Source organism: Methylobacterium trifolii (assembly GCF_022179685.1).
Taxonomy (GTDB): domain Bacteria; phylum Pseudomonadota; class Alphaproteobacteria; order Rhizobiales; family Beijerinckiaceae; genus Methylobacterium; species Methylobacterium trifolii.
In genome coordinates, this window is record NZ_BPRB01000095.1 from 1 (window position 1) to 19818 (window position 19818).

A 19818-nucleotide genomic window follows, 5' to 3' on the forward strand; every position below is an offset into this window, starting at 1 on the left:
AGCCAAAGTTGCACGCCGAAACACAGGCATGAGGGTGGAAAGCCTCAGTTCGGCCAGCAGCGGCGGCCGTATGGCCCGATGTGAAAGCCGGCCGGGCAGGAGGCGCCTCGGACATAGCCGCCACGCTGACCACCGGTCCTGCAGCCGCCGTAGGGGCCGCGGTGGGCGTAGGGGCCGCAGCCGTCGTAGACCTGGATGATCTCGGCGCCGTCCAGGCCGGTGGACACGGCCGACTGGATCAGCGGCGACGCCGCGGCCGGGAATGCCAGTCCGGTCAGGAGGGCGACCGGGGCGAGGATCTTCAGCATCGTCGAATCCTTTTCTGCTCTTATCGGACACGCGATGCCTGAACCTGCGTCGCGACCGATGAAGGCAGGATCGCCTCCGCTTGCCTCCCGGATGTGACCGACCGATGCGTCGACGTAACGTTTTGTAACCGGCCTCCCTTCACGTCGGCCTTGCCTTCAGGCGATGGCCGGCAGGGTCGCGACGAGACGTGCGCCGCCGAGCGGGGATACCCCGACGACGACGGAACCGCCGTGCGCCTCCGCGATCTGCCGCGCGATGGCGAGCCCGAGGCCGGTGCCGCCAGTCTGGCGGCTGCGGGATCGCTCGATCCGGTAGAATGGGCTGAAGACGGCTGTCCGCTCCGATTCCGGGATGCCCGGGCCGTCGTCGTCCACCGTGACACGGCACGATGCGCCGGTCCGGCTCACCGAGACGGCGACTGTTGAGCGCCCGAACTTGACCGCGTTCCCGATCAGGTTGGCGACGACCCGACGAAGCGCGACGGCATCTCCGGCGGCCACCGCACCCTGTACGTCCTCGCCGGTCAGGCGGACGTCGATGCCCTGCGCGGCTTGTTCGGCCACCTCGACCGCGACCAGGTCGGCGAGGTCGACCGCCGTCCGGCCCACCTCGACGGCGGTGCCCCGGGCGAAGCCGAGCGAGGTCTCGATCAGTGCGGTCATGGCGTCGAGATCCTCGACCAGCCGGTCCCGACGTTCCGGCTCGGACACGCCCTCGGCCCGCAGGCGCAGGCGAGTGAGATAGGTCTTGAGGTCGTGCGAGATGGCGCCGATCAGCAGCGAGCGTTCGCCGAGGAGGCCGACGATGCGGTCCTGCATGTCCCGGACCGCCTGGGAGAGGCGCCGGATCTCCGGGGCGCCCCGCGGGGTGGCGACAGGCTCCGGCGCGCGCCCGTCGAACCGGGTCACCGCTTCGGTCAGGCGTCGCAGCGGGGCGAGTTCGTGGCGGGTTCCGACAAGGACGAGGCCGGCGACCACGGCGCCGAGGATGGACACCCAGAGGCTCAGTGGCCGCCCGAGCAGCCACGGCATGAGCGAGCGATGCTTCTCGACGGCCGAGATGACGAGGGTCCGGCCGTCCGGCAGCCGATAGGTCGCCGTCGCGAGGCGGCCGATGGGGAGGTTCCGATCCCTGTCGTTGACATCCTCGGGGTCGAGGCCCCGGTGCAGCATGGCCGTGTCGGTGTAGGCCCGAAGTGGCCCATCCGGATCACCGGTCATCCGGCGCAGGCGCCGTTCGAGGCGCGGCTCCCGGATCAGTCCGGCGTCGTCCGGAGTCGTTTCCATGATCTCGGCCCTGAGGGCCTCGCCGCTGACGGCCCTCAGGATGGCCGGTCTCAGGGCCGGATCGGCATCCCTCAGCAGGGTGACGATGTTCGCGGCCTGGTCGACGCGCGGGAAGCGCGTGCCATAGGGCGAGCCCTCCTGCCGCCGCTGCCACGTGTCGAGGGCGACGGTGGCGAGCACGAGTAGGGAGAGCGCCCCGAGCAGGAGCAGCATGATCCTGCCGAGCAGGCCGACCCGGGCCATCACGGCGCCGGCCTCACCGGCGCGGCGAGGATGTAGCCGGCGTTTCGCACGGTCTTGAGCAAGGCGGCCGCGGCGCTGCCCCCGGCGTCGAGCTTGTGCCGCAGTCGGCTGACCTGGACGTCGATGGTGCGGTCGAAGGCATCGGCCGAGCGGCCCCGCGTCCAGTCGAGGAGCTGGTCCCGGGAGAGCACCCGCTGCGGCCGGGTGACGAAGCAGTGCAGCAGGTCGTACTCGGCACTGGTCAGGGCGATCTCGGCCGCCGGTTCGCCGGTCGTCACCCGGCGAGCGGCGAGGTCGACGACGAGGTCCGCCACGGCCAGGGTTTCGGGATCGGCGGCGTCCGCGCGGGCGACAGTCCCATGGGCCCGCCGCAGGACGGCACGGATGCGGGCGAGCAGGACCCGCGGGTTGAACGGCTTCGAGACGTAGTCGTCGGCCCCCATCTCCAGGCCGAGTACCCGGTCGATGTCCTCGTCCTTGGCGGTGAGCATGACGACGGGAGGGCCGCCCGCCTCGCGCAGGCGCCGACAGATGGAGAGCCCGTCCTCGCCCGGAAGCATCCAGTCGAGCACGATGAGGTCCGGGGCCGGCGCGACCGCCAGTTGGCGGTCGAGGCTCGCCCCTCCGTCGAGGCCGATCACGCGAAACCCCTCGCCCTCCAGGTAGGCGGCGAGTTGGGTGCGGATATCGCCGTCATCCTCGACGACGACGATGGTTGGGCCTTCGCTCATGCCTCGAACATACGAAGGCCGGCCGGCTCGACAACGTGAAAAAGACCTTTGTCACAAAACGTTACATTGACCCGCCGCCCAGTCACATCGCATTGGGTCGCTAGGATGCCAAGATGGAGACGACCCGCCAACACATGCGGGAGCCGGGTCACGTGACACCAACAATCCGATTCACAATGCCAGTGTAACGGGACGCTACCTTCGAATGAGGTCTCCACCCCGCAGTGGCGTCCATCCACAGGGGGCCAGGAGTTTGGTTACCACGCCGACACGAGGACTCTCGACAAGGCGTCCGGGATGGCGATCTCTTGTAGGCACACCCGCTGAACAGGAGGCCACGATGCGCGGCGAGAACTTCCCCCACGTCTTCGAGGCCGGCGTCTACTCCCTCGCGGCGGGCCTCGCTGGTGCCCTTGCTGCCGGGTCCGCCCGGGGTGACCGCTGGGTCGCCGAGGCCCGCGCCGATCAGGCCGAGGCCGCCACCCTCGACAGCCTCGCCGTCGTCGGTCAGGCCCTGGCGCGCGACCGTCGGGAGCTCGCCAAGCTGCGGGCCGAGAACGCCGCCCTCAAGGCCGAGGTCGCCGCGTACCGTGCCGCCGCCGTCCAGGCCGCTGCGGTCGCCCGTCGGGATGGTCGCCGCGTCGCGTGACGTGACGGCCCCGGAGTGACGTCACGGTCGGGAGCCGCGTGACGTCACGGCCCCCGCGTGCCGACGGAATGCTTTCGCGTGCTGACGAAGGGTGCACACGTGTGCACAGTGAAAGTATCAATCCGAAATCGACGCGCTCGACAACCTGTCGCACCCTCGCATCGGACCTGAAAAAGCCCGCCTCGGTCTCCCGGGGCGGGCTTCGTCGTGTCGGGGGATGGGCTGGTCAGACGCCCCGGAGCGGCTCCCACGAGGGATTGTTGACGAGGTCATCCAAGGCGTCCTGCATGGCCTGCCTGCCCTCGGCCAACCGCTCCCGCATCTCCGCGGTGATGCTCGCCATCGACCGCTTGGACTGCTCCCACTCCCGCATCGTCGGGCAGAGCTTCAGGCCGGGGATCTCCCGCTCGCCGAGCATGTGCCGTCCGACGTCGCGCGGGGTGGCGTTCGTGATCTGCAACAGATCGACGTGAGTCAGGCTGGTCAGCCAGGCGATTGCGGGCTCGTCGAGGATGCCGTCGAGGATGGGATCGTCCTCGCCGGTGATGACGCTCTGAGCGTTGGCGTACTTATGAGCCAGGGTGCCCCATTCGAGGACGGGATCGACCGGCTCCGGCTTGGCCAGGGCGACGGCCGCGGGCACGCCGACCGGAGCCTGGCTGGCCTCGGCCAAGGCGGCGGCCGCGTCGGCGGCACCGGCAGCCGCGGCGGGGGCGCGACGGGGTGCCGGGGTCACGGATTCGAGAACCCAGCGGCCGGCGCGCCAGACCATGCGCGTGGCGGTGACCGCCACCTCCGCGAGGGTGGCGAGGACGGCGAGAACGTAGGCGAGGATTTGACGGGCCATAATGCGCTTCCTTGTCGGTGGTGATGGTGATGATCGACGGAGTGATGAAAACGACTAGGCGAGGTCTGCCCCAAGGGTAGTGACCTCGGACCACGTCGCGGCCCGGCGCCAGACGAAGCGCCCTTGGACCTTGGTGCAGGCGGCGTACGCCTGGCAGTACGGGCCGGGCTCGCCGTAGGGAGAGACGCAGTCGGCTTCCCAATCGTGTCCGGCCGGCTTGACGAATCGCACCGCCCGATCCGGCAGGTGCGCGGTCGTCACGGCCCGGCGGTAGCGGCGCTCTGCGGTCCGAGCGGGGTCGTGGATCTCGACGGCTTCCCACTCGCCGATCCGGACCGGCTGCCCGTCACGGACGACAGCACAGCCACGACGGTCGATGGCGGGATGGCCGCCCACTTTTATGAGCATGACGACTGTGCCGGCGACCGGAACGGCATCAAGCCGCTCGACTGGCTGAAGGCCGCCGAGCATGTGTCCTAGTCTGACGCTCCATAGCTCTTGTGCTGTGGCCCTCATGGACCGAATCCTCCCTCTCAGTGTCGACACAGAGAGAGTGCCACACGCCCAAAAAAGTTTCCAACTTTGAAAAGTGTCCGATCATAACGGACATCACCGTCGCAACAGTTACAACGATCAACTCCAGCAAAGGGGAGATCCTACGAATTTCGAAGTTTCTGGAAATCTTGTCGCACCCCGTATCGCTACTTTCCAGCCAGGTCTAAATTTGGCGCAGCGATTCTTTCCGGGGGAGAAAAGGGCATGGCGCTGCGACGCCGCATTTTGACGAGGGACGAGGTCCTCGCCCGGCTGGAGGCCGCCATCGAGGCGCACGGCGGCCTGAGAAGGTTCGTTCGCCGGCACGCCCTCTCGGAGAGCTACATCTCAAACGTCCGCTACGGACGGCGGTCGCCCCCGGACAACCTGCTCCGGGTGCTCGGCCTGGAGCAGTCCGCGGTCACCTACGTCCACACGTACGAGATCGCCGGCACCGAAGAGGTGGTGTCGTGAGCCGCGGCAGGTCCCTTGAGGCGGACGTCTATATCCGCCCCCGGCCCGAGGCGGTCGCGGCCCTGATCGACGGCGGCTACGGCCTGCCCGGGGCTCGCGAGCGCTGGTTCTGGTGCGAGACGCGGACGCTTCTCGCCCTCGCGGCCGAGGGTCGCCGCGCGCTCGGGTTGGCCGCAGCCGCCCGCGGACTCGGTTCCCGGGCGAGGACGTCGCCGGATCTGGAAGCCGCAGCCCTCGATGCCGTGGCGCGCCTCGCGTCCGTCCCGGCGGCGGCCGCTGCGACCGGCCTCGATCCCTCGGTCGTGCGCCGCATCCTTCGCGACCGCGACTTGCCCATCCCGCGCGTGGACCGGTCCGCCGCTGCCCGGCGCGCCGCCGAGGCCCGCCGTCAGAGGAGCGCAGCGTGAGCTACGACGGCACCGGACTCGACGACCGCCAGACCAGGGCCGAGGAGGCCCACGCCGAGGCGATGCACGCCGCCTCCGTCTTCACTTGCGAGTGCTGCGGAGACGAGCACGATCTCTTCGACCGCGTCGTCCTCACGCGCCACCCGGAGATGCCCGCCTACTGCTGGGTGTGCGCGAGCAGCGAAGCCGTCGGGGGGACATACCCATGAGCTTCAGGTCCCAGTTCGTCACCGACCTTCACAAGCTCGATCTCGCCGAGACCCGTACGCGCCTCCGCACCGTCAGGGCTGCGGTCGACCGCCGGCTCGACGAGCTCGAATCCCTGAAGGAGCCCGCGCTCCGGACCGACCTGCTGATCGCGAACGACGAGGTCTCCTCGTCGCTCATGGCGACCGCCCGGCACGGCATCGAGCGCCTCGCCACCGCGCTGGCGGTCTCCCACGGCGAGCCGGCCCAGCCGTCCGCCTATCCCCGTGTCCCAAACAGGAGTGTCCGGTCGTGAGGGTCCACCGCGAGTTCCGCGATTTCAAAGTCCTCCTCGAACAGGGGAGCGTCGGCCAGCCTGATCGCAGCATCCTCGGCGTCAACGGAGACATCGTCGCCGGCGACGTCATCGTCACCCTGTACCGGGGCCAGCCCGAGAGGCTCCTGGTGGTCTCCATCGTCCGCGAGGCGGGGATGGTGGCGTGGAACGCCGAGGTGATCCCGGAGCCCGTCGTCGCCGGCACGGGCAACGTCATCGCCTTCCGCTCCCACCGTCCGACCGGATCGGACGCGCCCCCTCAGCCCCTGCTCTCCATCCCGCTCGGAGCCTGAGCGCCTACGTCGACGCGCCCGGCGGCAGGGGCGCGGTATCACATCAACGTTTCAGGAGCGTCCCATGGCAACGAAGACCTACCCCTACGAACCCCACAGCTACGTCGAAGAACTCCCCGAGACCGCCCGCGCGAACTTCGCGGTGTGGATCGATTCGATTGTCCGGGGGGACAGGGACGCGCACGCCCTCGCAGAGAAGCTCAAGGTCAACGTCGTGGCCCCCGATCCTTTCCATCCGGGCGGGTTCATCACCTTGCATCAGGGGCTGCTGTTCAAGGACGTTGCCCTCGGCATCACGTGGCTCAAGGACTACACGGCTCAGAAGGCTGCCAAGCTCGCCATCTTCGGGTCGATTGCCAGCCGTTCGGTCACTGACGTCATAGAAGCGGTCATCGAGGCGGTCACCGATTACCCCGATGCGTTCGTGAACAGCAGGCCGCCTCGCGACTTGCAGCAGCGCATTCTGTTCCGCTTCGACTGCGGCACCTTCAACGACCTCGACCTCGCATGGGTCCAGCGGAAGGCGGTCGATCAGGTCACCGACGAGGACATGCTCGGCGTCGATGCGTTCAGCGGCGACCAGGGCGAGGCGCGCGAGCTATCCCGCCGTGTCATCCGCGGTCGCAAGGACCACACCTGCCACTGGACCGGTCTGACCATCCCCGCCGGCGAGCCGCACCTCGTCCTCAGCGAGGTCATGGAAGGCGACTTCATCACGACGCGTCACAGCCGGCTGGCATGCTGGTTCCACGTCTACGGCGGCGACCTCGCGCTTGCCGAGATGCTGAAGCCCGCCGAACCGCCCCTCGCCGCCGCCGCCTGAGGCTGCCTCCGTCGACGCGCCCGGCGGCAGGGGCGCTCCTCGATTCCCCCGCCATCCCCACAAGCGAGCCGTCCGGTGTTCCAGGCACACTACCCTCAGGCCATCCTCAACGCGGCGGTATGGGCCTGCCTCCACGCCAAGGACGAACGCATCCGGCGCTGGCTCGCCCGGCGCATGCCCGGGCAGGTCGTGTCCATGGGCGAGACCTGCGTCGTGCTCCCGTACCCGTGGGCGACGCTGGAGCCGCCGAAGCTGCCGCAGGGACGGTGGCGCAACGCGATCATGAAGGAGGCCCTGGCGGCGGCCCAGCGCAGCCACGAGGCGATGTCCCGCGCGCACCGCGAGGGCGGCACGGTCCGTGGCTCCGGAGAGTTCGCCGGGCCGCCCGGCGTCCGCGAGCTCCTCGATTGGCTCAACGCCCTGGAGGAGGAGGATCCCCGCATGCTCGACAAGCTGCCCAAGATTTCCTGGTCGGGCGCCGTCGAGCATTGCCGGCGCTGGCACGAGAGGCTCGCCGCCATGCGCGCCGACCGGAAGGCTGGCGACGTCGGCACGGTCGAGCGAATCGAGGTCCACTCGCCGGCCGGCTGGTACTGGACTCACCTCGTCACCAAGCGCGCCCTCGACAACGAGGGAGCCGCCATGGGCCACTGCGTGGGGTCCCGTTCCTACGACCGCTACGCCTGGGACACGACCGACAAGCACGAGAACTGTCCTGCCCTCGGGATCTGGTCTTTGCGTGATGGCGAGGGTCGCTCGCATGTCACCGTCGAGATCCTCCCGAACGGCATCATGCAGGCAAAAGGACCGAAGAACGCTACACCCACCGTCGATACCTGCCCGGCGTTCGGGCCGCTGATCGACCGTGTGGTCCCCGCCGGCGAGACCGCTGTCACGCCAAGCTGGCTCATGCGGGAGACCGACGGCACGACCCGTTACTTCGACCCGCTGAATGAGATGCCCCGGTCCGGGCTGACCGACACACTCTACGAGGTCCATTACGGACAGGTGATGTTTCGCCGTGCCGGCAGCCGGGAGCCCTTCATCATCCTCGATGAGGTGGACGAGGTCGACGTGGGCGACATCAGTCGGCGACCCGTCAGGCTTCAGCGCTACCGGGTCGAGCGTTCGCCGCTCGCCCGAGACGTCGTTGCTTCGGCCATCGACAGCATGGTCACCATGACGGTGCGTTCTGCGTCTGGGTTCGTCGAGGCCATGGGTCGGATGTTTGCCCCGGATCAGAATGACGGGGGGTCCGATATTGTTCGGATGCACCTCGGGCTTCCCTGGGAGGATTCCCGAGACGAGCTCAGGTCCCTGTCACGCGGCCACGATCCGGTGTGCTGCGGCGCCGCGGCGAGCCCTCCGCGCCTTGCTCGCTCCGTCCCCGGGAAGATCAAGCGAGACCCCGACACGGGCATGCCCTGGTTCCGGCAGCACGAGCGCGAGCGGACCGGGAGGCGGTGGTGAACGGGGCTGACCTCGCGCGCTGGCGGGCCGTGACGGACGCGGTCGACTCCCACGTGGACGGGCTCATCGCCCGCGACGGGCGGGCCCAGGCCGAGGCGGTCCGGGCCATCCCGGACGTCGACGGCGCCCACCGAAGGGTGTGGGAGCGCGCCCTCCTGCTGCTGTCCTGGCACGCCGCGCACGGCCCGGACTGAGCGACACGGGTTCTTAACCATCCCGAGTCGTTTCCTCTCATTCCGGGCCTTTTCCTACCCCTGGGGGATTGTCCGTGGCATCGCTTCCGGGCTATGTTTGGGATGTACTAGAGTTAATTTAACCATCGAATGTGATGGTCTTATGATGGGGCTCGCTTACTGGCGAGACCTATGGATTCATCCGCGCATCGAGGCATCCCGCCTCTGTGTGGAGAAGACCATGGCAAGAAGACCTCAAGCTCAAGCGGCCGAACAGCCGACGTTCGACCTGCCCCTCGACAAGGAGGCCACCACGGCCATCGTCCGGGCTCACGTGACCGCCTGGCTCACGAACGACCGTGGCGAAACCCTGCCGTCCCTCGTGTCGGAGTTCGTCCGCGTCCGGCAGTGGGGCCCGGACAAGTTCGCCGCCCGGGTCCGCCTGTTCGACGGCGCGCCCGCCACGATCTACGTGCAGGGCGCGCCGAAGAAGCGTCGGGGCGACATGCCCAAGATCCGGCATGACGGGCGTGACTTCTTCTTCCACGGAGGCGAGTGGGCCTGGCAGCGGTTCCTGCCGGGCGAGACCAAGGCGATGGTGGCTGCCCGCGTCGGCGAGGACTTCTACTAGCCCTCGTCGTCGTCGTCGTCGGGAACCGAGCAGAGTGCGATCTCCTCGGGGACCGTCGGCGTCGCGTCGAGGCGCTCGCGGATCTCGGCCAGCGTCACTGGTCGGTAGCTCCACCGATCCACCCCGACGTCGCACGAGCGGTTCGTGTCGGGGAGCTTTCCGTGGGTATGGCCGAACAGGTGGATCGAGCCGCGGAACGCCCCCATCCAGGCGCGCATCGGGTAATGCGAGAGCACCAGGCGCTTGCCCTCGACCTTGGGCGTGGCGACGATGTGCTGGGAGTGCCACGGCAGATCGAGCGTGCGCTTCTTGTCGTGATTCCCGCGGACGAGGATCTTGCGACCGCGGAGGCGCTTGAACAGGGCCTGGCACCGCTCCGGCGTGGCGCCCATCGCGAAGTCGCCAAGGTGCCAGACCTCGTCCCGGGGTCCGACGACGCCGTTCCACGATTGCACGAGGAGCTCGTCATGCTCCTCGATGGTGGCGAAGGGCCGGCCGGACATGGCGAGGACGCCCTTGTGGCCGAAGTGGGTGTCCGAGGTGAAGAAGGTCCGAAAGGTCATGAAGGCAGCCTCCGCGAGGGGCTGCCGCGCACGCGGTCACGCCCCCGGATTAGGGATCTCGGCGAGGGGACGGCGGCGTATGCGTTTCACGGGTCTCTCCGGAGCGCTGTGGAATCGGTGTCGTAGCACGGGGCGGGTTAAGGAGGCCCTGGCCCCTGTGGGAAAGCACGTTCTGTCCAAAACGGGGTCCAAAAAACGCGTTTTGTCCCGAGAAAACATGTTTTGTCCCGGCGGGGGCGAGCGTCGGTTCCTGCCCCTGTGACGTGGTTCCGCTGAAACGGCCTCGTCGTGACGCGGTTCGGCACAGCCGTGACGTCATTCCGCGCGAACGGCCTGCCTGTGACCTCGCCAAGGATCACCGCCCCAGTCCTTGCTCCGCCACGTTTGTTCTCTATCTGTTCCTATGACGGAGGGTTGGCAATGCCTGATTACGCGGACATCCTGGATGCAGTGGCCGGCGAGGAACGCGACGCGATCCTGCGGGCCCTGGCGGAGGACATGCTGGAGGTGAGGTCGACGCGGCGGCCCGGGCTGGTGAAGGCCGAGCGGCCGGCGGACCTGGCGAGGGCGCTCGGGCGGGACCGGCGGCGGGTGCGACCCGTGCGGCTGGCGTCCTGATCCCGGGTGGGATCACCACCCCTGTCAAGAACGTGGGCGGGAACGAAGCGACCGCCGTCCACAGGGTCGTGACCGGGGCGGACGGGGGCGGGACGGAACGGGGGCGGATCGCGAGGTCCCGCCCCAAATCCGCCCCGGAGCGAAAAAGCCCCGGCGTCCAGGCCAGGGCTTCGCGTCTAAGTCGTTGAATTCTTTGGTAGCGGGAGAGGGACTCGAACCCCCGACACGAGGATTATGATGCATGGCTTAGCTCGGCCTTATCAATGGCTTAGCTTGCCCCTTGTCGTAAACCCTGCCCCTGAAAATCAAGCACTTACCGCCGATGTGTCAAACCGCGCCGAGCCCGATCCGGCCAGCGTTTGCGGCGTTCTGACCCTTCGCCGGCCGCCGGAGGACCGGCGGTGAGTGACGAATGGACGAGCCTCGGCAAAAGCGCTTCTGACGTGGTGGGCATCTTCGACGCTGCGCGGCGCTTAGCAGAACCATCAAGCGCGACAGCTCAAACGGTCACACGATCGGATGCACCCCTTCCTGGCTGGCCTGTGGTCTGCGTCTCGACGTTTCAGGGCAAGCCGATCCCCACGCGGCAATGGTGCCTGCCGGATTGGGTGCCCGACCACGTCGTGACGCTACTGTCCGGCGACGGTGGCACGGGTAAGAGCCTTTTGGCGATGCAGCTCGCCACATGCTGCGCAGTCGGTTCGCCTTTCATGGGTATGGAGCTGGCCCGCCGAAAGGTGCTGTATCTCGCCGCCGAGGATGACATCGACGAGTTGCACCGGCGACAGCAAGACATCAATCAGGGCCTCGGGATCGAATTCGGGGACCTCGAAGAACAGCTTTGGTTCAGGACGCTCAAAGGCGAGGACGCCTTGCTTGCGGTCTCTGACGGAAAAGGGCGGGGCCTCAAGGCAACGCCGACCTACGACAACCTGAAAGCCTTCTGCCTCAGCAACGGCATTCAGCTTGTCATCGTGGACACGGTCGCCGACACTTTCGGCGGCCTGGAAATCGACCGCCAACACGTCACGCGATACGTAAGACTGCTTGAGATCATTGCCCGTGAGACGGGCGGCGCAGTTATCATCCTGGCGCATCCCGGCGTCTCTGGCCTTGCAAGCGGCTCCGGAATCTCGGGCAGCACCGCGTGGCGGAATGCCGTGCGGAGCGTCGTCTACATGCGCCGTCCCACCGACGAGGAGGCGACCGGGCCGGAGGCGCGCGACCTGCGGATCGTGGAACGCTTGAAGGGCAACTTCGCGCCGGCGGGGGCCGAGCTGAGGGTGACGTATTGGCGGGGGCAATTCGGCCTTGCAGACAAGAGCGATGGCGGTGCCAAGGCCGTCGATATGATCGGCGCCGAGGTGAAGGTGCTGGCGGCGATGCGGCGGGCAACCAAGCAAGGTCGGCTCATGACTTTCTCACCAACCTCAACCGCCTATGCTCCAAAGATATTGAAAGCATATCGCGAAGTAGAGGGGCTGAAACAGCACCACATTGAGCGTGCGATTACATCGATGCTGGAAAGGGGCGAGCTAAGAGAGGCATTCGTCGGCCGTCCCAGCCATGGCAAGCGGTTCGTGGTGCCTGCCGATCACCCGCCCCTAGACGGCGAACGGCCACCAAGCGGGGGTGAGTGACATGCCTCTCAAGCCCCGGCCAACTCCCGGCCAACTAGGCTGTAAGTGCTTGATTCTATTAGGGGGTCGGACTTACGGCCAACTGTCCAACTACCCCGTTAAGTCATTGATATCATTGCGGCCAACTCAGGGGGGCGGACTACCCCTCTACTACGTAGAGGGGATGGCAGGCCCCCGAAGGGCCTGCCATCCCTTACCGGCGAGGCGGAGGATGACGGGTCCCTCCGGCGCCAGGTCCTGCGGGGGACAAGCACCCGAGAACTCACCACTTGAGCCGAGTTTAGTCCCTAAAGTTTCGAGTTGAATTTGACCGCCATGACGCCCGATACGAACTTATTCCCAGCAGCACCCTTCGACCCGGCGACGCATACCGTGTCGAAAAAAGGCTTCGCCGAACTGATCGGAGTGACGCAGAGCCGCGTCAGCCAGCTCATCACCGCCGGCCTCCCGGTCGAGACGAACGGACGCATCCATGTGGCCCGCGGGAAGGACTGGATCGACCGCAACGTCGATCCAAACCGCCGCCGCGCCGCCGGTAGCCCCAGCAACCCGCCTACAAGCCTCGCCGGCGGCTTTCTCAGTCCTCGGGCGGAGCGCGACAGCGCCGAGGCCGAGATCGCCCGCTTGAAGGCCCACAAAATGGCCGACCGGCATCTCGATCGCCGGGCCACTCTCCGGGTGATTGAGGCCCGTGCCAAGGCCGAGCGCGACGCCCTGATCGGATGGGTGAACCGCTGCGCCCCCGCCATCGCTGCAGGGACCGGAGCCGACCTCGCCAAGATCACGGCCATCCTCGATCGCGAGGTGCGCGACCACCTCATCACGATCGCCTCGACCAAGTTGGAACTGCCTCAATGACCGCACTGTACGACCTCACCGTCGACCTCGTGCAAGACGCCTGGCGCCGTGGCCTCACCCCCGAGCCGCAGCTCACAGTCAGCGAATGGGCGGACAAGCACCGTGTGCTTCCGACAACGAATGCCGAGCCCGGCCCGTGGCGCACCGAACGCGTGCCATACCTGCGCGAAATAATGGATTGCCTCTCGACCTCAGATGCAACCGAGCGGGTCGTGTTCATGAAAGGCGCGCAGACCGGTGGGACGGAGGCTGGCCTCAACGCGGTCGGCTACTGGATCGCACACGCGCCGGGCACGATCCTCACTGTCTGGCCGACCGGTGACATGGTGCGGCGGAATTCGCGCACGCGGATCGAGCCGCTGATCGACGGCACGCCAGCACTACGCGCCAAGATTGCGCCGGCTCGCGCAAAGGACCCCGGCAACACCGTCAGCCAAAAGGAATTCGCCGGCGGCGTGCTGGTCATGACAGGCGCCAATTCCGCGACCGGCCTGCGCTCGCTTCCGGTCCGCTACCTAGTGCTCGACGAGTTCGATGCCTTTCCAGCCGATGCGGACGGGGAGGGCGATCCGGTGGCGCTTGCCATTCAGCGCACCGTCACGTTTCGCGGTCGGCGCAAGATCATCCTCATATCGACCCCGACCGACGCCGGCACCTCTCGGATCGAAAAAGCATATGCTGAAAGTGACCGCCGCCGGTATTTCGTGCCGTGCCCGCATTGCGATGGAATGCAGGCCCTCCACTGGCGGGGCGTGACGTGGCCTGAGGGCGAGCCGCGCAAGGCGTTCTATCTCTGCCAGGAACCGGATTGCGGCGGTGTGATCGAGGAGTATCACAAGCCCGGCATGCTTTCCGCCGGAGAATGGCGCGCTACTGCCCCCAGCGATGGGCGCACCGCCGGGTTCCACCTCTCCGCCCTGTACTCGCCCTTCGAGAGTTGGGCCGAGATTGCGGCCGAGTTCGTGACCGTAGCGAAGGACCCGCTTCGACTCCGCCCTTGGACCAACACAAAGCTCGGCGAACCCTTCGAGGATCGCGACAGCGAGGCGGTCGAGGCCGTTGGCTTCCTCTCGCGGCTTGAGGATTGGGGCGACCGCCTCCCGGAGGGAGTGGTCGCAATCACCGCCGGCGTCGATGTGCAGGGCGACCGGCTCGAACTCGAAATCGTCGGGTGGGGGCTCGGCGAGGAGTCTTGGTCGCTGTCCTATGACGTACTATGGGGCGACCCGGCTCGGCCGGAGATTTGGGCCACGCTCGACGCCGAACTACTCCGCCGGTTCGACCATCCGCGGGCCGGCCAGATGCCGGTGCGTGGCGTCTGCATCGATACGGGCGGGCATCACACACAGACGGTCTACGCGTACGCCCGCGATCGGGCAGGACGCGGCGTATGGGGCATCAAGGGGCGCGGCGGTCCTGGTATCCCTGTCTGGCCTCGCCGGCCGCCAAAGGCACGGGAAAAGGTCTACTCGCCATTCATCGTCGGTGTGGACGCGGCAAAGGAGATCGTGACGGCGCGTTTACGAGCGTCAGAAGCCGGCGCTGGCTTCTGTCACTTTCCAGTTGGGCGTGATCTGGACTACTTTCGACAGCTCGGGGCAGAACGAATTGTACGGACATATCGAAAGGGTCTCGCGATTCGCGAATGGAAAAAAGATCCTTCATTGCGAAACGAAGCGCTTGATTGCCGAGTGTACGCCTACGCAGCACTTTGCGCAGTAGTTGGCCGAGGCTTACGGCTCGCCGACGAACTAAGGCGAATATCATCGATGCCTTATGTCGAAAATACATATCCAGAAAGTCAGAAAAAAACCAAGAATTGGACAATAAAATCGAGCTGGATGGCGAATTAAGCTACGGAACACCTGCATCCATACCGCCGTTACCCTCAAATCCATATGTAAAGGGCGAGATCCCACCAGAATACGAAATTATCTGGTAAAATAGGTAGACAGACACTGCTCCACTTAAAACAAATCCCGCAATGATGTATAGCACTCTTAAAGGATCTCCAATCCAAGGTTTTAGTCGGTTTAAGAAATGACTTACGATCGAATAGTATACCGATACATGAATAATCGTAAGTGTCATTATGCATAATATAAAAGACGGCAATATAAAGCCGCTAGGTGCCCAGCGAGCTAGGCCGAAATTTGGCGCAAACTTACCTTCGATTGTGACAGATCTTGGACTTCCGCTATGTAAAATCTGTATCTTCAACCCGTCTTCTGGATCAAGAACCTTCCAATCGATTTTATATTTGTGATCTTGAACTTTTGAAATAGTAAAATTGTTTTCAGTTATAGTTTTCGTTGTCATTATTTTAACATCGAATATCGCAACGTTACTATCCCCACTCAATATTATAGGAGTTCTTTGAGTTTGCGGCTCAAAGCTCAAATTGCCTCCGTTCCAAAGTGCAAATTGAGTTACGTAAATCCGACCGTGATTTTGATATTTTTCAGCCAAAATTGGCTCTGGTAGAACTTTTGGCTCTAGGGGAGCATAGATTAATTTTGTTTCTGAGGCATAATAAATCTGCCCGCGCTGCTTTGTTGCTTCGTATGTGTAGATAGAAAATATAAATGCGACTATTCCAATAAAATAGCCGCTTAAGGATATTGCAGGATTTTTTGATAGAAGATCAAAATTCAAGATGCAAGCCTTTATTTAGAATTTTGATCGAGGGCCAAACCAACTAATCGACGAATAGCCTCTGACCTCGATGGTAAATCGGGCTGATGTCGCCTCCAATCATCGATAGAAGCGAGCTGTTCGGCTGTAAGTCGAATGGGGACCGGAGGCGCATACTTTTCGCCCGGCGGCCGGCCGCGTCTTTTTTCATCTACGGGAATTGACACGGCAAGCATGAAATCCGTATAGCAAAAACACGAAAAGGTGGAAAGACGGTTTTGGAATCGTCCTAGTGACTACGCATTCGGAGAGACGAAATGCGATCGGCTTCGCACGCCCATACCACGCCTGAACCAACCGCGGCAGAAGCGTCGCCGCTTCTACCCACAGGCTGCACCCCTCAACGTCGAGTCATGCGGGCCGCTTGGGCGCTGCATCACGATCACGGCGGCAACTTCGCTGACGCTATGAAAAAAGCATGGCAGCATGAAAGGGCAAGATCCGCACTTTCAGCTGTGAAATCTCTCAACAGCCATCTCGTAGACGAAGCCTACATCCAAGGCGCGGTTAAAGAACTACGAGCCGCACTACCAATCGAAGATTATAATTTAATCTTACGTAATAGCCGAGATTTACTTATCGATTTAATAGGCCGGCTTGTTGATGTCCTCGACTGTATCGACGGGGATTCAGATGAAGAACCAGAAGCCCTAGAAATTGACGACAGAGATTTGCCTTTGATGTCAGCAGGTTATGAGAAAGACACTCGGATGAGGTTCTTTTGCGTTGACTGAGGTAAAGCCTCGTGCGAGGCTTTGTCATGGAACGGCTCGATCTCGCAAAACCCCAGTTTACGCAGGCCGAAGTCCTGCAGATAATTCCTCATCTATCGGGGAAAACACTTCAGAATTGGAAATCCAGGGGTCTAATCAATTCAGGCGATACTTCTGGCAAAGGTAATCGCCATTTATATAGTGCGCTCGGCATCGTAATGCTGAACTTTATGGACAAAATTACACGCATAGGCATATCACCTGCGTTGGCAAGGTCGGTATCAAATCGCGTTGCAGAATGCGCAGTTGAGTTATGGAATCTTCAAATTGACCACGTTCGCGCCGATGGAATGCGTGAAATTGCAGTATTCGCCGACGGCAACGACACGTATCGACGTGGTTTTCTTTATAACTATGAAATTGGGCACAGCTTCATAGTCTCACGACAAGATCCAATAGGCAGCCTATCACCTAGAATATTTGTTGTGGTGGCTGTTGATTTGATAAATATCGCAGTTTTGAATATGATAAATAGGCGCTTAGCTGGCATCAAACCGGCACAAGGACATATTGTAAGTACTTTCGCCGATGAAGACTGGCCTAATAATGACCCTCGTAACGAATTAATTATATCCAAAATAAAAACCCTGCCTGTCGGTTTGGAATACTGAAAATGTGGACCCGATCCTATGATGGCGCGGCAGGAGGGCGACGCTGGCGTGGCTCTGGGGAAATGCCGCTCCCGATCTCGGCGGCGCTTGCGGCTCGTGTGCCGCTGGCCCGCCGCGCCCGCTACCTCGCCGCGAACAACGGCCACGCCCGCGCCGGCACCGACGCGTGGATCTCCGCCCTCGTCGGCTCCGGAATCACGACGCAGTCGGCCCATCCCGACCCGGCCATACGCAGCCTGCTCAACGCAGTGTTCGAAGCTTGGACCGATGAAGCCGACAGCGACGGCCTGCTTGACTTCCACGGTCTCGTCGCTCTTGCCGTGCATCGCCTCGTCGTCGACGGCGAATGCCTGGCGCTGATGCTGCACGACGCTGCCGGTCGGCTGCGCCTGCGCCTCCTCGATCCCGAGCAACTGAACGGCGCCTATCACGTCGAGCTGTCCGGCGGTTCGCGCATCGTCGCCGGGATCGAGTTCGATGAGGCGGGACGGCGGGTCGCCTACCACCTGTTTAAGGAACGGCCCGGCCTGCCGCTCGGCGGTAGCCTGGACATGATTCGCGTCCCGGCTGAGGACGTGATCCACCTGTTCCGTGTCGACACGCCCGGTCAGGTTCGCGGTGTTTCGTGGTTCGCCCCGATCCTCCTGCGGCTAGCCGACTTCGATGCAGCCTCCGATGCGCAGCTCATGCGCCAGAAGATCAGCGCGCTCCTGACAGGCTTCGTCATCGATCCCGCCGGCGAGGCCGGAGGCTTCCAAGGCGAGGCAGACGGTGAGGGCGGCCTCGAAGGCGGCTTGGAGCCCGGCACCCTTAAGGTACTGCGGCCAGGCCAGGACATCCGGTTCAGCGATCCCGCCGCCATTGGCGCCGAGGCGATCCAATACCTCACCGTCACCCTCCGGGAGATCGCGGCCGGCCTCGGCGTCCCCTACAGCGCCCTCACTGGCGACGTGTCGGATGCGAACTACAGCTCGCAGCGCGACGCCCGTGTCGAGTTTCGCCGCAAGGCCGAGGCGCTGCAGCACGCCCTGATCGTGTTTCAACTCTGCCGTCCGGTTTGGCGCCGCTTCGTCACCGCGGAAATCCTGTCCGGCCGCATCAACGCGCCAGACTTTGAGGCGAACACGGCCGCGTGGCTCGCCTCCCGCTCGATGCCGCCGAAAGCGGAATGGATCGACCCGGCAAAGGACGTCGAGGCGGAGATCGCGGCGATCGGTGCCGGCCTCATGTCGCGGCGGCAGGCAGTCGCTGCCCGCGGTTACGACGTCGAAGCCCTGGATCGCGAGATTGCCGAGGACCGAAAGGCCGCCGGCGCGCTCGGCCTTGATTTCCAGTCCGCCCCCGTAGCAATCAACGCACAGGTTGCGTGATGAATGTAAGCAAGACTGAAATCAGCCTCAAAATTTTCCGCAACGACTTGTCGATGTGTGTAGGACGTGCGTCAAAAAGCGAGATAAGCAAGCTCGTCTCCGAGCTTAAGGTGCTGATCTATACTCTCGAAACTTTTCAGGAGCAGCCGGACCGCCCGAGGAAAATCGCTCGATGAACGCTCCGCTGCAAATCCATAGCCGCGGTGCTGCCGGCGCCGGGTCGACGTGGAACGCGGAGAGCTGGACCTTCGAGGTCGTGCTCTCCGCCGGCTCCGGCGTCGTCCGCCAGGACGCCCGTGGCGCCTACCTCGAAAGCCTCTCTCTTTCGCAGAGCTGGCCGGATCGCGTGCCGCTGCTCGACGGACACGCCCGCGCGAGCCTCGACGATCGTCTCGGCTACGTCGACAGCATCCACGTCGTAGGGGCCGAGCTGCGCGGACGCGCCGTGCTTTCCCGCCACAATCCCAAGTCTCAGCGTATCGCCGCCGAATTCTCTGACGGGCATTTCCCCGAGATTTCGATTGGATACGCCGTCAAGCAATGGTCCGAGCGGACCAATCCGGCCACCAAGACACGCGAGAAGGTCGCGGTTGCTTGGGATTTGCTGGAAGGCTCGCTCGTGGTCATCCCGGCCGATCCGGCCGCCCGAGTACGGAGTACCCCCTTGGAACCGACCCTCCCTCCGGCCCCCGCGCCGGCTCCCACCATCATCACCCCGCCGGCCCCGGCCTTGGCCGAGCGCGCCGCGATCAACATACAAATCCGTTCGATCGCCCAGGTCGCCGGCCTCGGACAGCCCTGGATCGACGGGCAGATCGATGCGAACGCTACCGTCGAGGCAGCCCGCGGCGCAGCCTTCGCCGAGATGCAGACCCGCACGCTGGCCGCGACCACCGTGCGCACCGCGACCATTATCGTCGACCACACCGATCCGGAGGTGCGTGCCCGCGCGATGGGCGAAGCCCTCTACATGCGCGCCAATCCGCAACACACCCCGTCCGACGCCGCCCGGCCGTATATCGGCCTGACGATCTCGGAACTGGCCCGCGACTGCCTGCGGACCCGCGGCCTGTCGACCACGAGCCTTGCCGCGGATGGCGTCATCACCCGCGCCCTGCAGAGCACGAGCGACTTCCCGATGTTGCTGGCCGACACGGTGGGCCGGACCTTGCGCGAGGCGTATAGCGCCGCCCCGGCCGGCGTGAAGCGTCTCGGCCGACAGACCACCGCCCGCGACTTCCGCGCCAAGCACCGTATCCAATTCTCGGCCGCACCGACCTTGGAGCCGGTCAACGAGC

26 protein-coding genes are annotated in these 19818 nt (G+C 64.6%); 19 read left to right on the top strand and 7 right to left on the bottom strand.

Going from position 1 to position 19818, the window contains the following annotated elements; translation table 11 throughout:
- Positions 1-44 precede the first annotated feature (44 nt).
- From COGEMETH_RS09475 to COGEMETH_RS09485, 3 genes are all read right to left on the bottom strand, one after another.
- On the bottom strand, positions 45-308 hold the full coding sequence (locus tag COGEMETH_RS09475) for a GCG_CRPN prefix-to-repeats domain-containing protein (protein WP_147813523.1): 264 nt from the start codon (positions 306-308) through the stop codon (positions 45-47).
- A 156-nt stretch (positions 309-464) separates the two neighbouring features.
- Positions 465-1838, bottom strand: coding sequence for an ATP-binding protein (locus COGEMETH_RS09480; protein ID WP_147813531.1), 1374 nt, complete (start codon positions 1836-1838; stop codon positions 465-467).
- Positions 1838-2569 carry a response regulator gene (locus tag COGEMETH_RS09485; RefSeq protein ID WP_147813525.1) on the bottom strand — a complete coding sequence of 244 codons (732 nt, stop codon included), beginning with the start codon at positions 2567-2569 and terminating at the stop codon, positions 1838-1840. Before COGEMETH_RS09485 ends, COGEMETH_RS09480 begins: the two co-directional genes overlap by 1 nt.
- Before the next feature lie 340 nt (positions 2570-2909).
- On the opposite strand from COGEMETH_RS09485, the gene COGEMETH_RS09490 reads away from it, so the two are divergent.
- Positions 2910-3218: a hypothetical protein gene (locus tag COGEMETH_RS09490; RefSeq protein WP_147813527.1), complete on the top strand. Its 309-nt coding sequence runs from the start codon at positions 2910-2912 to the stop codon at positions 3216-3218.
- 226 nt (positions 3219-3444) lie between these two features.
- Here the strand turns inward: COGEMETH_RS09490 and COGEMETH_RS09495 are convergent, their stop codons facing one another.
- Both COGEMETH_RS09495 and COGEMETH_RS09500 read right to left on the bottom strand, forming a co-directional pair.
- Entirely contained in the window at positions 3445-4065 is a 621-nt protein-coding gene (locus COGEMETH_RS09495; RefSeq protein ID WP_238182348.1) for a hypothetical protein, read from the bottom strand.
- 54 nt (positions 4066-4119) lie between these two features.
- A complete protein-coding gene (locus COGEMETH_RS09500; protein WP_187277332.1) occupies positions 4120-4296 on the bottom strand; it encodes a hypothetical protein in 177 nt (58 codons plus the stop codon).
- Positions 4297-4365: 69 nt separating this feature from the next.
- Between COGEMETH_RS09500 and COGEMETH_RS09505 the strand changes: the two genes are divergently transcribed.
- From COGEMETH_RS09505 to COGEMETH_RS09550, 10 genes are all read left to right on the top strand, one after another.
- Complete coding sequence (locus COGEMETH_RS09505; protein WP_238182349.1) at positions 4366-4545, top strand: hypothetical protein; 180 nt, start codon at positions 4366-4368, stop codon at positions 4543-4545.
- Between the two features lie 279 nt (positions 4546-4824).
- Positions 4825-5073 carry a hypothetical protein gene (locus COGEMETH_RS09510; RefSeq protein WP_238182350.1) on the top strand — a complete coding sequence of 83 codons (249 nt, stop codon included), beginning with the start codon at positions 4825-4827 and terminating at the stop codon, positions 5071-5073.
- Complete coding sequence (locus COGEMETH_RS09515) at positions 5070-5480, top strand: hypothetical protein (RefSeq protein WP_147814702.1); 411 nt, start codon at positions 5070-5072, stop codon at positions 5478-5480. Before COGEMETH_RS09510 ends, COGEMETH_RS09515 begins: the two co-directional genes overlap by 4 nt.
- The gene (locus tag COGEMETH_RS09520; protein WP_147814704.1) at positions 5477-5689 is read left to right on the top strand and encodes a hypothetical protein; all 213 of its coding nucleotides are present in this window, start codon (positions 5477-5479) and stop codon (positions 5687-5689) included. Before COGEMETH_RS09515 ends, COGEMETH_RS09520 begins: the two co-directional genes overlap by 4 nt.
- Positions 5686-5982 carry a hypothetical protein gene (locus COGEMETH_RS09525; RefSeq protein ID WP_147814706.1) on the top strand — a complete coding sequence of 99 codons (297 nt, stop codon included), beginning with the start codon at positions 5686-5688 and terminating at the stop codon, positions 5980-5982. Before COGEMETH_RS09520 ends, COGEMETH_RS09525 begins: the two co-directional genes overlap by 4 nt.
- A complete protein-coding gene (locus tag COGEMETH_RS09530; protein WP_147814708.1) occupies positions 5979-6296 on the top strand; it encodes a hypothetical protein in 318 nt (105 codons plus the stop codon). The genes COGEMETH_RS09525 and COGEMETH_RS09530 overlap by 4 nt, the downstream gene beginning before the upstream one ends.
- Positions 6297-6360: 64 nt before the next feature.
- Positions 6361-7119 (top strand): hypothetical protein, encoded by a 759-nt coding sequence (locus COGEMETH_RS09535; protein ID WP_147814710.1) that lies wholly within the window; start codon positions 6361-6363, stop codon positions 7117-7119.
- A gap of 75 nt (positions 7120-7194) precedes the next feature.
- Complete coding sequence (locus COGEMETH_RS09540; protein WP_147814712.1) at positions 7195-8589, top strand: PcfJ domain-containing protein; 1395 nt, start codon at positions 7195-7197, stop codon at positions 8587-8589.
- Positions 8586-8783, top strand: a complete 198-nt coding sequence (locus tag COGEMETH_RS09545) for a hypothetical protein (protein WP_147814714.1) — start codon at positions 8586-8588, stop codon at positions 8781-8783. The genes COGEMETH_RS09540 and COGEMETH_RS09545 overlap by 4 nt, the downstream gene beginning before the upstream one ends.
- A 220-nt stretch (positions 8784-9003) precedes the next feature.
- The gene (locus COGEMETH_RS09550) at positions 9004-9393 is read left to right on the top strand and encodes a hypothetical protein (RefSeq protein WP_147814716.1); all 390 of its coding nucleotides are present in this window, start codon (positions 9004-9006) and stop codon (positions 9391-9393) included.
- On the opposite strand, the gene COGEMETH_RS09555 is transcribed toward COGEMETH_RS09550, so the two are convergent.
- The gene (locus COGEMETH_RS09555; protein ID WP_147814718.1) at positions 9390-9956 is read right to left on the bottom strand and encodes a metallophosphoesterase; all 567 of its coding nucleotides are present in this window, start codon (positions 9954-9956) and stop codon (positions 9390-9392) included. The two genes, COGEMETH_RS09550 and COGEMETH_RS09555, sit on opposite strands and share 4 nt — an antisense overlap.
- 420 nt (positions 9957-10376) lie before the next feature.
- Here COGEMETH_RS09555 and COGEMETH_RS09560 point away from each other — a divergent pair, with 420 nt between their 5' ends.
- The 4 genes from COGEMETH_RS09560 to COGEMETH_RS09575 all read left to right on the top strand — a co-directional run bounded on the left by COGEMETH_RS09560 (position 10377) and on the right by COGEMETH_RS09575 (position 14925).
- Positions 10377-10574, top strand: coding sequence for a hypothetical protein (locus COGEMETH_RS09560; protein ID WP_147814720.1), 198 nt, complete (start codon positions 10377-10379; stop codon positions 10572-10574).
- 401 nt (positions 10575-10975) lie between these two features.
- Positions 10976-12214, top strand: coding sequence for an AAA family ATPase (locus tag COGEMETH_RS09565; RefSeq protein WP_238182351.1), 1239 nt, complete (start codon positions 10976-10978; stop codon positions 12212-12214).
- Between the two features lie 306 nt (positions 12215-12520).
- Complete coding sequence (locus COGEMETH_RS09570; protein WP_238182352.1) at positions 12521-13072, top strand: hypothetical protein; 552 nt, start codon at positions 12521-12523, stop codon at positions 13070-13072.
- A complete protein-coding gene (locus COGEMETH_RS09575; protein WP_238182353.1) occupies positions 13069-14925 on the top strand; it encodes a phage terminase large subunit family protein in 1857 nt (618 codons plus the stop codon). The genes COGEMETH_RS09570 and COGEMETH_RS09575 overlap by 4 nt, the downstream gene beginning before the upstream one ends.
- 1 nt (position 14926) lies before the next feature.
- Here the strand turns inward: COGEMETH_RS09575 and COGEMETH_RS09580 are convergent, their stop codons facing one another.
- Positions 14927-15727 carry a hypothetical protein gene (locus tag COGEMETH_RS09580; protein WP_238182354.1) on the bottom strand — a complete coding sequence of 267 codons (801 nt, stop codon included), beginning with the start codon at positions 15725-15727 and terminating at the stop codon, positions 14927-14929.
- Positions 15728-16023: 296 nt separating this feature from the next.
- Between COGEMETH_RS09580 and COGEMETH_RS09585 the strand changes: the two genes are divergently transcribed.
- The 4 genes from COGEMETH_RS09585 to COGEMETH_RS09600 form a co-directional block, all read left to right on the top strand.
- On the top strand, positions 16024-16500 hold the full coding sequence (locus COGEMETH_RS09585) for a hypothetical protein (RefSeq protein ID WP_238182355.1): 477 nt from the start codon (positions 16024-16026) through the stop codon (positions 16498-16500).
- A gap of 26 nt (positions 16501-16526) precedes the next feature.
- Positions 16527-17150 (top strand): hypothetical protein, encoded by a 624-nt coding sequence (locus tag COGEMETH_RS09590; RefSeq protein ID WP_238182356.1) that lies wholly within the window; start codon positions 16527-16529, stop codon positions 17148-17150.
- Between the two features lie 62 nt (positions 17151-17212).
- Positions 17213-18520, top strand: coding sequence for a phage portal protein (locus COGEMETH_RS09595; RefSeq protein WP_238182357.1), 1308 nt, complete (start codon positions 17213-17215; stop codon positions 18518-18520).
- A gap of 172 nt (positions 18521-18692) precedes the next feature.
- A partial coding sequence (locus COGEMETH_RS09600) for an HK97 family phage prohead protease (RefSeq protein WP_507762995.1) occupies positions 18693-19818 on the top strand: 1126 nt, incomplete at its 3' end.

Coding starts and splice junctions, on each gene's coding strand:
- COGEMETH_RS09535 (WP_147814710.1), top strand. CDS start 6,361: ATGGCAACGAAGACCTACCCCTACGAACCCCACAGCTACGTCGAAGAA.
- COGEMETH_RS09510 (WP_238182350.1), top strand. CDS start 4,825: ATGGCGCTGCGACGCCGCATTTTGACGAGGGACGAGGTCCTCGCCCGG.
- COGEMETH_RS09585 (WP_238182355.1), top strand. CDS start 16,024: ATGCGATCGGCTTCGCACGCCCATACCACGCCTGAACCAACCGCGGCA.
- COGEMETH_RS09525 (WP_147814706.1), top strand. CDS start 5,686: ATGAGCTTCAGGTCCCAGTTCGTCACCGACCTTCACAAGCTCGATCTC.
- COGEMETH_RS09560 (WP_147814720.1), top strand. CDS start 10,377: ATGCCTGATTACGCGGACATCCTGGATGCAGTGGCCGGCGAGGAACGC.
- COGEMETH_RS09575 (WP_238182353.1), top strand. CDS start 13,069: ATGACCGCACTGTACGACCTCACCGTCGACCTCGTGCAAGACGCCTGG.
- COGEMETH_RS09550 (WP_147814716.1), top strand. CDS start 9,004: ATGGCAAGAAGACCTCAAGCTCAAGCGGCCGAACAGCCGACGTTCGAC.
- COGEMETH_RS09485 (WP_147813525.1), bottom strand. CDS start 2,569: ATGAGCGAAGGCCCAACCATCGTCGTCGTCGAGGATGACGGCGATATC.
- COGEMETH_RS09555 (WP_147814718.1), bottom strand. CDS start 9,956: ATGACCTTTCGGACCTTCTTCACCTCGGACACCCACTTCGGCCACAAG.
- COGEMETH_RS09490 (WP_147813527.1), top strand. CDS start 2,910: ATGCGCGGCGAGAACTTCCCCCACGTCTTCGAGGCCGGCGTCTACTCC.
- COGEMETH_RS09480 (WP_147813531.1), bottom strand. CDS start 1,838: ATGGCCCGGGTCGGCCTGCTCGGCAGGATCATGCTGCTCCTGCTCGGG.
- COGEMETH_RS09475 (WP_147813523.1), bottom strand. CDS start 308: ATGCTGAAGATCCTCGCCCCGGTCGCCCTCCTGACCGGACTGGCATTC.
- COGEMETH_RS09590 (WP_238182356.1), top strand. CDS start 16,527: ATGGAACGGCTCGATCTCGCAAAACCCCAGTTTACGCAGGCCGAAGTC.
- COGEMETH_RS09495 (WP_238182348.1), bottom strand. CDS start 4,065: ATGGCCCGTCAAATCCTCGCCTACGTTCTCGCCGTCCTCGCCACCCTC.
- COGEMETH_RS09595 (WP_238182357.1), top strand. CDS start 17,213: ATGCCGCTCCCGATCTCGGCGGCGCTTGCGGCTCGTGTGCCGCTGGCC.